14 protein-coding genes are annotated in these 13593 nt (G+C 60.4%); 8 read left to right on the top strand and 6 right to left on the bottom strand.

Annotated elements, in window-relative coordinates; genetic code table 11:
• Positions 1–19: 19 nt before the first annotated feature.
• Entirely contained in the window at positions 20–238 is a 219-nt protein-coding gene (locus U5G49_RS27540; protein WP_018071314.1) for an MbtH family protein, read from the bottom strand.
• Positions 239–431: 193 nt separating this feature from the next.
• On the opposite strand from U5G49_RS27540, the gene U5G49_RS27535 reads away from it, so the two are divergent.
• Genes U5G49_RS27535 through U5G49_RS27525 form a run of 3 tightly spaced genes read left to right on the top strand, consistent with a single transcriptional unit; the run spans position 432 to position 4037 of the window.
• Positions 432–1421 carry a GNAT family N-acetyltransferase gene (locus U5G49_RS27535; protein WP_193444902.1) on the top strand — a complete coding sequence of 330 codons (990 nt, stop codon included), beginning with the start codon at positions 432–434 and terminating at the stop codon, positions 1419–1421.
• Positions 1418–2839, top strand: a complete 1422-nt coding sequence (locus U5G49_RS27530; protein WP_193444903.1) for an MATE family efflux transporter — start codon at positions 1418–1420, stop codon at positions 2837–2839. Before U5G49_RS27535 ends, U5G49_RS27530 begins: the two co-directional genes overlap by 4 nt.
• A 10-nt stretch (positions 2840–2849) precedes the next feature.
• Positions 2850–4037, top strand: a complete 1188-nt coding sequence (locus U5G49_RS27525) for a PLP-dependent transferase (protein ID WP_193444904.1) — start codon at positions 2850–2852, stop codon at positions 4035–4037.
• On the opposite strand, the gene U5G49_RS27520 is transcribed toward U5G49_RS27525, so the two are convergent.
• On the bottom strand, positions 3928–4587 hold the full coding sequence (locus U5G49_RS27520; protein WP_131714460.1) for a sigma-70 family RNA polymerase sigma factor: 660 nt from the start codon (positions 4585–4587) through the stop codon (positions 3928–3930). The genes U5G49_RS27525 and U5G49_RS27520 overlap by 110 nt on opposite strands.
• A gap of 163 nt (positions 4588–4750) precedes the next feature.
• On the opposite strand from U5G49_RS27520, the gene U5G49_RS27515 reads away from it, so the two are divergent.
• Positions 4751–5242, top strand: a complete 492-nt coding sequence (locus U5G49_RS27515; protein ID WP_018444677.1) for a GNAT family N-acetyltransferase — start codon at positions 4751–4753, stop codon at positions 5240–5242.
• Between the two features lie 121 nt (positions 5243–5363).
• Here the strand turns inward: U5G49_RS27515 and fhuF are convergent, their stop codons facing one another.
• From fhuF to U5G49_RS27500, 3 genes are all read right to left on the bottom strand, one after another.
• The gene (gene fhuF / locus U5G49_RS27510; RefSeq protein ID WP_193444905.1) at positions 5364–6152 is read right to left on the bottom strand and encodes a siderophore-iron reductase FhuF; all 789 of its coding nucleotides are present in this window, start codon (positions 6150–6152) and stop codon (positions 5364–5366) included.
• Between the two features lie 3 nt (positions 6153–6155).
• Positions 6156–8336 carry a TonB-dependent siderophore receptor gene (locus U5G49_RS27505; RefSeq protein WP_193444906.1) on the bottom strand — a complete coding sequence of 727 codons (2181 nt, stop codon included), beginning with the start codon at positions 8334–8336 and terminating at the stop codon, positions 6156–6158.
• A 444-nt stretch (positions 8337–8780) separates the two neighbouring features.
• Positions 8781–9356 carry a TetR/AcrR family transcriptional regulator gene (locus U5G49_RS27500; RefSeq protein ID WP_182565187.1) on the bottom strand — a complete coding sequence of 192 codons (576 nt, stop codon included), beginning with the start codon at positions 9354–9356 and terminating at the stop codon, positions 8781–8783.
• Positions 9357–9460: 104 nt separating this feature from the next.
• Here U5G49_RS27500 and U5G49_RS27495 point away from each other — a divergent pair, with 104 nt between their 5' ends.
• Both U5G49_RS27495 and U5G49_RS27490 read left to right on the top strand, forming a co-directional pair.
• Entirely contained in the window at positions 9461–10147 is a 687-nt protein-coding gene (locus tag U5G49_RS27495; protein WP_018245550.1) for a glutathione S-transferase family protein, read from the top strand.
• A gap of 91 nt (positions 10148–10238) precedes the next feature.
• Complete coding sequence (locus U5G49_RS27490) at positions 10239–11210, top strand: alpha/beta fold hydrolase (protein ID WP_193444907.1); 972 nt, start codon at positions 10239–10241, stop codon at positions 11208–11210.
• A 77-nt stretch (positions 11211–11287) separates the two neighbouring features.
• Here the strand turns inward: U5G49_RS27490 and U5G49_RS27485 are convergent, their stop codons facing one another.
• On the bottom strand, positions 11288–11692 hold the full coding sequence (locus U5G49_RS27485; RefSeq protein WP_037082774.1) for a hypothetical protein: 405 nt from the start codon (positions 11690–11692) through the stop codon (positions 11288–11290).
• Between the two features lie 175 nt (positions 11693–11867).
• Here U5G49_RS27485 and U5G49_RS27480 point away from each other — a divergent pair, with 175 nt between their 5' ends.
• Entirely contained in the window at positions 11868–12293 is a 426-nt protein-coding gene (locus tag U5G49_RS27480; protein ID WP_018245547.1) for a MarR family winged helix-turn-helix transcriptional regulator, read from the top strand.
• Between the two features lie 67 nt (positions 12294–12360).
• On the top strand, positions 12361–13254 hold the full coding sequence (locus tag U5G49_RS27475) for an NmrA family NAD(P)-binding protein (RefSeq protein ID WP_018516833.1): 894 nt from the start codon (positions 12361–12363) through the stop codon (positions 13252–13254).
• Positions 13255–13593: the final 339 nt, after the last annotated feature.

Below are 13593 nucleotides of genomic sequence, written 5' to 3'. Positions count from 1 at the left end.
CCGTGTCATCCAGCCGGTTTCAGAGACGCGCGTCGCCGGCGATTGCCGAGCGCAAAGAGAGAGGGCGCGGGTCCGCCCAGACGTCACGGATATGCGCCAGGCATTGCTGGCGCGAACCGGCAAAGCCCGCCGGCTCCCAGCCCAAGGGAATCCGCTTGTCCTGCGGCCAGACCGAGTAGCGACGCTCGGTGTCGATGACGGCGATCCAAAGATCGTCGTGAGGCTCAAGATTATCCATTCGCAGCTCCTGCGGTGATGATGGTCATGCGCAAGTGACGGATCCGGCAGGCTGCAGTTTAGAAAATTGATGAGAATTTTTTTCTTCGCTTATCCCTAAATCCGGCCGGAGATGGATCGTCATTCTACCAAATCGACGCAGGAGCTTTCTTCATGCTCGCAGCGCTAAAAGCCCGACCGGCAAGGAGAACATCATGGATTTCGACGCCGCCAAACAAAGGCGCGCTTTGCAGTCGCGCAGCTACATCAGCCTTGCACCCAATCTCATTCACCTCAAGACCGCCTACGGCCACCACGAAGCCGCATTCGAGGTCGAGGCCGGCATAGCGTCGGTGACCTTCTATCATGGGGATCCGGTGCAATCGCCGGAGCTTCTGATGGCGGCCGCCGAAGCGGTGACGGCACAAGATCGCTCGATTACATCAGTCGTCTTCGAAGGGCATCAGACAAGCCTTCCCAGACACATTGCCGGCACAGGCGGAAGGCTCGATTCGGCGATCCTATGGCAATGGCCATCGCTCTGGCTGCCGCAGCTGTCCTATCCGCTGCCGCCCGTGCAGGAGATGACCGCGGGCCGGTATCATCCGCGCCGACCTGCAAAGCCGAAGGGCACGGTCTACCAGCGTTTCATCCCCTGGCTGGAACGGGAAATAGCCTTCACCGTGGCCGATGCCGAGACCGATCTTGCAGCATTTCATCGCTGGATGAACGACGAACAGGTCAACACGATCTGGGAGGATGCAGGCTCGATCGGCAAACATCGGGAGATTCTGGAGGAGAGGATCACCGATCCGCATGTCCTGCCGCTGATCGGCAGTTTCGCGGATATCCCTTTCGGCTATTTCGAAGTCTACTGGGCAAAGGAGAACCGTCTCGGTCCCTTTTACGACGCCGACGACTATGATCGTGGATGGCATGTGGCGATCGGCGAGCCCGATTATCGCGGCAAGAAATGGATCAGCGCATGGCTTCCTTCGCTGATGCATTTCATCTTCCTCGACGATCCGCGCACGAAGCGCATCGTCGGCGAGCCGCGCGCCAGTCACGAACAGCAGATCCGCAACCTCGACCGCTCGGGTTTTGCCAAGGTCAAGCATTTCGATTTTCCGCACAAGCGGGCGCTCCTCGTGATGCTCGGCCGCGAGCGCTTCTTCGGTGATCGTCTCTGGGTGCCCGCGTCATGAACGACATGAGCGACGCAAGCGGCAGCTTTCGGAGACGGCAGCGCCTCGCACCGGAGGACCTTGCCAGTCCCCAGCTTTTCAGACTGCTGCTTCGGCTTGGACTGCCGGCAATGTTCGGCCTGTCGATCAACGCCGCCCATCACACGATCAACATGATCTTCATCGGAATGATCGGTGAGGACCAGATCGCGGCGATCATGATCGTCCTGCCGGTCCTCATGCTCGTCGCCGCCTTCGGCGAAGGGATCGGCGTCGGTGTCGCAACCGAGGTCGGGCGGACGCTCGGAGCCGGCAACCGATCCCGGGCTGGCGCCATTGCCTCCGTTAGCCTTGCTGCCGGCGTCGCCTTCGGCGCGGCAAGCGCCATCGCAATCCTCGCATTTCCAGATTTGCTGCTGTTCGGCGCCACGCCTGCCCTTCAGCCGCTCGCGCAGCAATATCTGATGATCATTGCGGTCTCGGTGCCGCTGACGATGGCGCAGATCATTCTCGATTTCCTGGCGATCGCAGAGGGCAATGCCCGCTTCAGCATGTGGACGCTGGTCGCCTGCTTTGCGCTGAACATGATCCTCGATCCGATCATGATCTTTGGCTTCGGCCTCGGCCTGCAGGGCGTTGCGATCGCAACCATCCTGTCCCAACTCGTCGCACTTTGCATTTATGCTGCTTACCACGCCAGACGACTTGGGACGGTCCGGCTGGCGTTTGGCTGGCGGTGGAGAGATATCGGTTATCTCAGGCCTGTCCTTGCTGTGGGCGCGCCGACGACGCTGACCAGTCTCGCAACCGCAGGCGCGATTGCGGCAATGGTGTCGCTCGCCGGCACCTATCACGGAGAAGCCGGCATTGCCGGTGTCGGGATTGCCTTGCGGCTGCTTGCTATGGGAACACTCCCCGTCATCGGTATTTCACTCGGGGCCCAGTCCATCCTGAGCTTTGCCTGGGGTCGAGGCGATACAGTCCGAGTGCTGTCGGCAGCCCGCATCCTGACAGCGGTCACTACTGCGGTGAGTGGCACTTACGGGCTGGCCGCGCTCGCCTTCTCCGAACAGCTTGCCTCGTTTTTCACCGACGATGCGACGGTGATCGGGATCGCGGGGCAGGTGATCATAGCAACCCATCTTCCCCTTCTGCTGTTCGGCCTGCGGCAAACGGTGCTGATCCTCTTCCAGGCTCAGGGCAGACCGAAAGCGGCGGTTGCCATCGGCCTGGCGCAGAATGGCTATCTTCTCTTTCCGCTGCTGGCTCTCCTGCCGCCGTACTTCGGCTTTTCAGGCTTGCTGGCAGCAACGTTCCTGGCTTCTACCCTGACCGGCCTGCTGTCGGCCGTCTGCCTGATGAGGACGTTCAGCGCGCTCCGGCAGCGCGCTGCCGATCATCTGACCTCCATCCGTCCATATCCCAGCTTTTGTCCATGAGAGGATGACCATGAACCAGTCGATCAACCCGCACGACCTTGGCGCCCATGCGGCCGCTGACGATCTCTTTACGCCTGTCGATCCGGCGGCATTCAACGCCGTGTCTCCGCCGATCTTCCAGACGTCGCTCTTCGCCTACGACAGTTACGAGGCGATGGAGGATGTCTTCGCCGGCCGCACTCGCAACTACATCTATTCGCGCGGCGACAATCCGACCGTCCGAGAATTCGAACTCCTGGTCGCCCGCCTCGAGGGCGCAGAGGATGGACGCGCTTTCTCGAGCGGAACGGCCGCCATTACTTCGACAATTCTCAGTCTCGTTGAGGCGGGAGACCGGGTCGTTGCGGTTCGCCATCTCTACAACGATGTCTACCGCCTTCTGGTGAAGCTGCTCGGCAGGCTCGGTGTCGCGGTGGACTTCGTCGATCCTGCCGACCACGACGAGGTCCGCAAGGCCCTGTCGGGCGCCAAGCTGCTCTACCTCGAAAACCCCACATCCTTCGTCTTCGAGCTTCAGGACATTGCGGCGCTGTCGGCCATGGCAAAGGAGGCCGGTGTTACCACAATCATCGACAATTCCTGGGCAACGCCGCTCTTTCAAAAACCGATCCAGCATGGCGTCGATATCGTCATTCACGCCGCCTCGAAATATCTCGGCGGTCACAGCGATACGGTCGCCGGCGTCGTCGTCGGCTCGAAGGAGGCCATCGCCAGGATCAATTCAATATCCTACCCCTATGTCGGCGCCAAACTGTCACCGTTCGAGGCCTGGCTGCTGCTGCGCGGCATGCGCACGCTTCGTGTCCGTCTCAAGGAGCACGAGCGCAGCGGGCTATTGTTGGCCGGGCGGCTGAAGGAACATTCTGCGATCGCACGCGTTCGTCACCCGGCATTCCAGGAGCATCCCGGACGGGCAACGCTCACGGGTTATGCCGGGCTGTTCGCCTTCGACCTCAATCCCGATATCGATGTCGCCCGTTTTGTGAATAGCCTTCGCGATATCCGCCTCGGTGTCAGCTGGGGGGGACCAGAAACGCTGGTGGTCCCCGCCAAGGTCGCGTTGCAGATCCCCGACCGGATGACCTCCTTCATCCGGTTCGGTGTGAGCGAGCAGACGGTTCGTTTCGCCGTTGGCCTGGAAGAGCCGGAACTGTTGTGGAGTGATTTGCAGCAGGCGCTGCACGCCGCGAAGCGGTAGGGTCCTGTCGGTGCGCATGGTCGGGGCGGGAAGCAGGCTCAGTAATTGCCAGATGGCAATGCTCCTCTGCCGCCTTGATCATGAAGTTGACGAGGGTCCTTGAGACGCCGAGTTCGGCTGCAATATCCTTCTGCGGCACGCCGTTGAGGCGATGGCGAATGAAGGCATCGTTGGTTCGCTTCGGCAGCGCCTCTAGCGAAGCAAGCACATTGCGCAAAGTCTCGGCGGCGACAAGCTGGTCGAGCACGGTGGGGATGGGAGCCGTGATCTCCTGAACCTGGTCGATCGACCTATAGTTGTTCATCTGCTGACGTCGCCGGCGGCTCTCGTCGAGTGCGAGATTATAGACCATCCGGAAGGCGTAACCGATCGGGCAACGAATGCCGTCGGTTTTGACTCCATAGGCTTTAATGACTCCATCCTGAAATATATCCTCGGAATATGACTTTGATTTGACAACGCTTTCAATCGTTTTGAGGAGTTTTTCCTTGTTTTCGATCATGGCGTTGACCACGGCATTTCCGTTCACATCACGATGCAATGTGTGCATTGTCCTGTACCCTTTTTACAAATGGAAAATCAGGCTCTGTCGGTGCTGGTCGATGCGGTCTTGGCGTTCCTTTTTCGAGGAAAGTACACGATTTGATTGCAGTGTCTATTTTAAGGTGATAACAAGAGTCAAGTTTAAATCGACCTGATGAAAGCGAGAAAAAATGGGAAGGACAGTGGAGATCCTGACGGGCAAGGCGGAGCTCTGCCGATCGATCATGGGGGCTTTGCCCGACTGGTTTTCAGAACCTGAGGTCATCGAAGCGAGCGCTCAGGCGATCGAAGACCTACCGGTGTTCGGCTATGTCGAAGCCGACGTCGTGACTGCGTTGATGGCCTTGAAGCCGCACCCGCCCGGCGCCGTCGAGATCGCGCTGATTGCGACACGACCCGAACATCACGGTCGCGGCGCCGGACGCCATCTCATCGATGCGGCCGAACGTTTCGGCCATGAATCGGGTGCCCGACTGCTGACCGTCAAGACTCTCGCCCCGCGCGACCGCGACGAACCGCAGTTCGAGGCGACGCGGCGCTTCTATGACCGGAACGGCTTTGTGCGGGCGGAGGTCTTTGCAAAGCTCTGGCACGAGGATCATCCATGCCTGTTCATGGTCAAGCCGCTCGCCGACGTTGAGGCAGGTGAAGCCGTGTTTTGAGGCGACAGGACTTTCTGCCTGGCGCGTTGGCAATGAGCAGCGCGGTACATCGGAGCGGCCCTTCTCGTCATCGCCGACTGCCATCCATCGTCTCTTCAGGACCTTGGCGAGCCGATAGGAGCTAATGGCGCCCTTCCGGCAGCGGACACGCTTCGCCGCAGCCACCCACGCCCGGCAGATTGTAGCGCAGGCAGCAGACCTTTCGGCGAGCGAACTCCAGTCCGCATTGCTGGCGCGCTATGCGGATCATGCCCAACATCGGATTACGCCCGCCGCATGGCCATACAGCTTCTTCAAGCAGCGCCAGGCCGCCTTCGACGAGGCCGGGCTCGTGACGATGGGCGAGCTCCTTGAGAATCCAGGAGAGATACGCCGCGACATTGTTCCAGAGAAGCTTCGGAGCGACGCCGGCATTGGCGGCGATCGCCGCGATCACCGGTTCGGCGTGGCGGCGCATCAGCCGGTGAAGCTCGTCGGCGGGATCGGTGGTAACGTCTGGTCTTTCGGACATCACGAATGCTTCCGGCTCGCCCGTATGCTCGTTGCAGACGAGCGAAAGCCGGTCGATCTCCAACGGCAGCCCGATCCGGTGCACGAACATGTGGAGGCTGGGGGCGATCGTCAGCATGCTGAAATAGTAGAGCGTCCACATGGAGACGATCGCACGACGGTCGCTGCCTGGAAACTTTTGCGCATATCGGCCAATGATCTCGTCGAAGATTGCCCGGTCGCAAAGATCCCTGCAGGGAATGACGATGCCCGTCTGCGGTGGAGAACTGAGCAGCTTGCCGCGGCAATAGGAGAACGGGCCGTCGCCCACCAGGCCGTCGAGGTCGACGGCCTGGTGGGCGACGGGATGATCAGCGACCAACGTCGCGGGCTGGAGCGCTCGGGTCGTCTCCGGCGCCATCTATTACCACCGATACTTCAGGGTCGCCGTCATGTTGCGGCCTTGGCCGAGATAGCAGAAGCCCTCGTTGCACACGGTGTCGCGCTGGTCGGCAATGTTGCGGATATTGAAGGCAGCCGTCAGGCCCTCGTAGTTCTTGTCGATCGCGCCGAAATCATAAGCGGCAGATGCATCGACATAGAAGCTCGACGGGTTCTTCGAGGTATTGGCGGTATCCGTCCAATTCTCGCTGACATAACGGACGCCCGCGCCGACCGACAGGCCGTTGAACGGATTGGTTTCCTGGAAAGTATAGTTGGCCCAGAGGCTTGCGACATGCGCGGGCGTGAAGGCCGGCGTGTTGCCCTCATTGTCGCCTGCGGTCACCTCGGAATGGTTGTAGGTGTAGGCCGCAATGATATCGAGGCCGTCGGCGATTGCCGCGCGCGCTTCAAGCTCGATGCCCTTTCCCGTCACTTCGCCAAGCGAGTCGTAGGCAAGGGTCAGCGGATTGACCAGCACCGGCTTGTTCTTTTCGACGATGTGATAGGCGACCGCCGACAGCAGGATGTCGGTGCCCGGCGGCTGGTACTTCACGCCGAGTTCGTACTGTTCGCCCTCGGTCGGCTCCAGGATCTTGCCGGATGCCGACCGGTTGGTGACCGGGTCGAACGAGGTCGCATAGGAGACGAAGGGTGCAATGCCGTTGTCGAAGAGGTAAAGCGCACCGGCTTGCCAGGAGAAGGCGTTCTTGTTGACGTCTTCCGAGTCGTTCAAGCCGAAGGAGGGATAGGTCGTGTCACGCGTCTGGTTCACCCAGGTCTGGCGACCGCCGAGGTTGAAACGCCAGTTTCCAGCCTCGATCTGGTCAAGGGCGTAAACGCCGACTTGGCGCATATCGGCATCGGCAACGATGAAGTTATAGTCCGGCGTGGCGCCCGAAACACCATAGGTCGGATTGGCGATATCGAAATCGAAGGCCGAGTTCACCGCCCCGATGCCGTAGCCCCAGTTCGACTGGAGATTGGTGTAATCGAGGCCGAACAGCATCGTATGGGCAAGCGGGCCCGTATCGAACTTCGCCTCGAGCTGGTTGTCGACCTGGAAGACGTTCATCTCGTCGCGGATCGAACTCGCGTTACGATGAGCGACAGTCCCGGTCCAGCTGGAAACGCCGAGGTAACGCGCCCTGAGATCGAGATGCGAATAGCGCAGGTTCTGGCGGAACGTCAGGCCGTTGTCGAATTCGTGCTCGAACTGATAGCCGATCTGCTGCTGCTTGACCTTCTGGTAGTCATAGTCGGGATCGCTCTGCCTTATGTCGAGAATTTTGCCGTCGACGGTCGTGATCGCGCCGACATTGGCATCGGTCTCGTCGGACTGCGCCAGGCCGTACAGCGTGAAGGACGTGCCTTCGTCGGGCTTCCAGGTGAAGGATGGTGCCAGGAAATAGCGATCGTCGGCAATATCGAAATTGTTGTCGCCGTGGCGCGCAAGGCCGACGATGCGATAAAGGAAGTCGTCGTTCCCCTCGCTGATCGGTCCGCCGAAATCGAACATCGCCTGAGCCCGATCCTTGGTGCTGTAGGAGATGCCGACTTCGTGGATCGGCTCTTCGGTCGGAAGCTTCGATATCTTGTTGACGAGGCCGCCCGGCGATCCCGAGCCGTAGAGAACGGATACCGGTCCCTTGATCACCTCGACGCGTTGCAGCTGATAGGGATCGGTGCGGAACATGCCGTAATTGATATAGGGCTGCCGCAGGCTGTCCCGATAGTCGCCGACCGTCGTGATGTTGAAGCCGCGAATGAAGATCTGATCGAAGCGCGGGTCGAAGCCGTTCGGTCCGGTCGTCACGCCGGCCGAATAGCGCACGGCCTCGATGATGCTCTGGGCGCCACGCTGCTCGATTTCCTTTTCGGTGGTGACAGAGATCGAACGTGGCGTCTCGACGAGCGGCGTGTTGATCTTGGTCGCAGCCGAGCTGTTCTTAGCGGCAACGGACGTCCGGTCAGCCTTGCTATCAGAGGCTGCGCCGCCTTGAATGACGATCGGCTCCAGCGCTGTCGCACTGGCATCGGTGGCGCTTTGGGCCGCAGCCGGCGATGCCGCAATGCCGATCAGGACGATCGCTGTCGTGACAAATAGGCTATCTCTATAAATTCGCGATACATTATTAGAAACATTCAAAAAAACACGTGCCATTGCTTGGTCCCTACGCCACGGATGCGGGCGGAACCTATGGAGCGAAATTGGCCTTGTCAACATAAGATGATTATTTTAGTCATCTTTAAATCTAAAAATCCACGTCTTCAACACTCCCGAACAGGTTGCAGGTAGAATCGAGGCCTCGTAACGTTCTGTGCGGCTGCCAAACAGAGGCGGTTCTGCCGCGCGCGAGACCAAGTGCGCACCGAGACGACGGCCTACCTGCCGGTCTTGACGGGGATGGACCCGACGATCCCGTATTGCTGCTGATTTTGAACCACGCCCGCGGCCAGCAGTATCAACTGACTGAGTAGGAGGGGTATTTCGACCGCAGATGCCGCTGAAGTGTGGTATTTTGCTCAAGTCCGCCGGCCGACCTATCCGGCGAGCCACATCGCCCTCACTTGAGCAACTTCCACTCCCATTGGAGCCGCCGGCCAATTACGGGAAGAGATCTGTCGCTCGGTAAGCCCGGATCGTCCGGTCATAGATGCCGATGTCCTGGCAGCCCCGCGCGACCAGCTGGGCCCCCTCGATGGCTGCGAAGATCGCCATCGCGTGCTCCTGCAGGTCTTGGTCGCTTGCGGAAGGCTTGGCCCGCGAAAGCACCTTGGATAGCCACCCGACATTCATAGCGGCGAATTTATCGACCTCGGTCCGAACCTCCGTGGGAAGGTCGTCAAGTTCGGCACTCATGATTCCGCACAGGCACATGCGATTGTCGTTTGCCAGAGCTGAGCGAAAGATCTCAGTATATCTGTCCATGCACCAGGTCGCGTTTTCGGACGTCGCCAGCAGCTCCGTCAGATAGGCTGCTCCGTCCTCGGTGTAGCGGCGCGCCAATGCAGCGCCGAGGGCGCCCTTGGTCGGGAAGTGGTAGTGCACGCTGGCACTCTTGATCCCCACTTCTTTCGCGAGCTCACGAAAGCTAAGCGCATTATAGCCGTGCGCTTGCACCGTCGCTCTTGCGGCGCTCATGACCGCCTCGCGCATATCCGTTTTGGTTTTGGCCATCATCGATCCTTACCTATCACTCGATAGATAGTTGTTGACGCCGGAAAAGGGAAGGGATAAACGACGACTGTAATCTATCTATCGATAGACAGATAAAGGAGTCTCCCATGAAAATCTTCGATCGCCCCGGGTTTCCCAATCCGGCCCGCATCCGCATCGTGCTCGCCGAGAAGGATCTCGAACCGCAGGTCGAGTTTGTTTCCGTCGATCTTATCGGTGCCGAACACAAGCAACCCGCCTTCCTCCAAAAGAACCCCTCGGGCGTGCTGCCGGTGCTCCAGCTCGAGGACGGCACCTACATCGCGGAGGCCACTGCCATCACCGAATACCTCGACAATCTCGACGGCGATCCGCGGCTCACCGGCAAGACGCCAAAGGAAAAGGCCGTCATCCACATGATGCAGAAGCGGGCCGAGACCGAACTGCTCGATGCGGTCGGCAACTATTTCCACCACGCGACCCCCGGCCTCGGCGCCGAGCTACAAGTGTTCAAGAGCCCGGAATGGGCTGGCCGCCAGGACTGGGGCAACCGCCAGCGCGACAAGGCGCTCGCCGGCATGACATATTTCGACAGATTGTTGCAGGACCAGTCGTTCGTCGCCGGCGATGCATTCTCGATGGCCGACATCACGGTGTTTGCCGGGCTGATGTTTGCCGACGCCGCCGGCATTGCCATCCCTGAAGATCATTCCGCGCTGAAGTCCTGGCGCGCAAAAGTCTCCGAGCTGCCGAGCGTCAAGAATCGCAGCGGCCAGATGTTCGTCGCGGAGGATCTGCGCAGGCTCGGCTTCTGATCCCCGCACCCGGCCTGAACATCGCGCCGATACGTCCAACCACATTACCCACTCGCGCCGCCCAGGCGGCATAATCTCACGGAGTTTCCTCATGTCTACGATCTCAACACCCGACAGTGCTTCCCGGCGCAACCTGCTGAAAGGGGCTGCCATCGCCGGCGTCGGACTGGCGGCGGCCGGTGCCAGTGCGAACTTGGCGGCAGCAAAAACGCCCGCGTCAGTCCATGCCGGGAAGCTCACAGGCGAACGCCTGGTCACGAAAGACGGCACCGACCTCTACTTCAAGGACTGGGGCACCGGTCCGGCCGTGGTATTTAGCCATGGCTATCCGCTCTCGTCCGACGCCTGGGAGGACCAGATGTTCTTCCTGTTGCAGAACGGCTATCGCGTCATCGCCCATGACCGTCGGGGCTTTGGCCGGTCGAGCCAGCCGTCCGGCGGTTACGACTACGACACCTTCGCTGACGACCTGGCGCAACTGGTCGAAGCGCTCGATCTGCGCGAGGCAACGTTCGTCGGCCACTCGATGGGCGGTGGCGAGGTCGCGCGTTATGTCGCGCGTCACGGCCAGAGCCGCGTCGCCAAGGTCGCCTTCGTCTCCTCGGTGACACCCTTCCTGCTCAAGACCGCGACCAATCCAAACGGAGCGCCAAAGGAGCTGTTCGATACGTTCCGCGCCGCTGTGCAGGCAAACCGGTCGCAGTGGAATCTCGACGTCACCATGCCGTACTACAGCTTCAACCGTCCGGGCTCGCACGTCTCGGAAGGTCTCAGGGAGAGCTACTGGCGTCAGGGACAGGCAACCGGGTTTCTTGCCGCCTATCACGCGCTTGGCGCCTTCTCCGAAACCGATTTCCGCGACGACCTCAAGAAGATCACCGTTCCCGCGCTGGTGGTCCACGGCAGCGACGACCAGATCGTCCCGCTGGAAATCTCCGCGAAACTGACCGCCGGGCTCGTTCCACATGCCAAGCTCATTGTCTACGAAGGCGGCTCCCATGGGCTGCTGCATGTCGACAAGGACCGATTGAACGCCGATCTGCTGGCGTTCCTTCGCGGCTGATGGCGTGGAAAAAGCCGGGGGCTGGCTGTAGCCCAGCCTCCGGTGCCATTGCGTGCGATCGTATGCGAGTCTGGCAATCAGGACGCCGTGATCTCGTTGACCGACGCGTCGTAAAAGAGATCGTCACCAAACTCCTCCCCGACAATGCCGCCCAGTCCTGCCGACAGCGACAGCGCAGCGTCCAAAGGCAAAAACGTCATCGTCACGCGCCGAACGAGCCCGGCCTCGTCGCGCTCGATGACACCTACCGCTTCCAGATCGAGGCTGGTGCGAAGTGTTGCCTTGTATTGCAGGAAATGGCGCTGATCGATCGCCCCATAGAAGGTCGGCGTCTGCGAGGCATAGAGCGTGCCGACGGCCTCGACCAGGCGCTTGATATTGTCACGGCCGGAAACCGGACGGCGCAGGACCGTCCCTCTCAGTTCGGCGTCATCGGCAAGATCATCGAGGAATGGGTGCTTTTCTCCGTTGCTGCCCGTCATGACGTTTCTCCGGAAGGCGTGATTTCTGGGGTGGCCGCGTGAGCGCGATCCAAACTCAACATCGACCTTGCGGGATATAGTGTGTAATTGCACGTCAAGCAATGAGCCTTGGAATCGGGATGTGGCGCCGAGATTCGCGCTTGACACTGTGCAATTGCACATTTAGATGTGCCCCATGCCGACACCCACTGGTCCCCATCTGTGTTACGCCCTCGCCGCCCGCCAGAACGCGCGGCATCTGAGCCGTCTTTACGACAATCATCTGGCGCCTGCCGAACTGTCGGTCTCGCAGTTCTCCATCCTGTCGCTGCTAGAAGCCTACCAGAGCCTCAAGATCACCAGTCTGGCCCATATGCTGAGCATGGAGCGTACGACGCTCGTCCGCGCGCTGAAGCCGCTGCAGGCAGCCGGATGGGTTGTCGCCGGGAGAGCCGACAGCGGCCGCGCCTTCGATGTCACCCTCTCCCCCTCCGGCGTCGCAAAGGTGGCGGAGGCTGTCCCCCTTTGGGAAAACGCCCAGGCCGCGTTTGAGCGGGAGGTCGGACAGGACCGCGCCGTGCGCATGCGCGATGAAATCCTGGAGCTGAACCTCGGCGGGTAGCTCCCCTTTTTACTCAAAACTGTGTAATTACACACTTTATGATGCAGCCAAACACAAGGAGATAGAAATGACTGACAAGTTCCTCGTTACCGGCGCAACCGGTGAGACCGGCCGCTACACCGTCCAACGCCTGCTCGAAAAAGGCCACTCCGTCCGCGCTATGGTCCACAGGCAAGACGAGCGCGCCGACGCGCTTCGCAACGAAGGCGCCGAGGTCGTGGTTGGCGACCTCTTCGAGCATGACGACGTTATCCGCGCTGCCGCCGGCACCACTGCCGCCTATTTCTGCTATCCGGTCCGTCCCGGCATCATCCAGACGACGGCATATTTCGCCGATGCGGCCAGGCGCGCCGGGCTGAAGGCCGTAATCAACATGTCGCAGATCTCCGCGCGCGAGGACTCCAAGAGCCATGCGGCGCGCGATCACTGGATCGCCGAGCGGGTCTTCGACTGGTCGGGTGTTCCCACCATCCACCTGCGGCCGACCTTCTTCTCGCAATGGCTGCTCTACCCGTTTGCACGCAAGACGATCGTCGAGCAGAGCATCATTGATCTGCCCTACGGCGCTGGCCGTCATGCGCCGATCGCCGCCGAGGACCAAGCCCGCCTGATCGCCTCGCTGCTGGCCGATCCGGCCGCCCATATCGGCAAGACCTACACGCTTCATGGGTCGACCGAGCTTGACCAGCCGGGCATCGCCGCGGCCATCAGCGAGGTGCTCGGCCGCAAGATCAGCTACCAGCCGCTGACCATCCCCGCCTATCGCGATCGCCTGGAAAAGTTCGGCCTGCCGGAATTTCTGATCCAGCATTTCTGCGCGATCGCCCTCGATTACCAGAATGGCATCTTCTCGGGTGCCGACAAGATCATCGCCGAAGTGACAGGCGTGCCGCCGATGACCGTTCAGGACTTCGTCACCTCGCACCGGGCCGCCTTCAATACCCTGAACGCGGCGGCGTAAGCCGCTCCGGCGCGGCCCGACGAGCATCGGCATCACCGGGTCTGAAACGCCGGCTCCGTCCACAAGCTGATGGCGGCGCGATGAATGCGCCGCCCGGCCAACCTTCCAGGAGAAGCAAGTTGAACATCGACCTTTCAGGTAAAGTCGCCCTCGTCACCGGATCTACCGAAGGCATTTTCCAGAATTTGCTTCTTATTTGATCCATGGCCGGCGGAGATTAAGGTGGCCGTAAAACGTCCAAATTCCAAACTATTTTCTACGAAATCAGTAGAAAGAGAACGACCTGTCTTTCTTCGGCCCATTTACATGCCTATGTTTCAAACGTGGGCTTGTCGACCT

The organism is Rhizobium indigoferae (assembly GCF_034554815.1).
Lineage (GTDB): Bacteria > Pseudomonadota > Alphaproteobacteria > Rhizobiales > Rhizobiaceae > Rhizobium > Rhizobium leguminosarum.
This window is presented reverse-complemented; position numbering and strand designations above follow the sequence as displayed.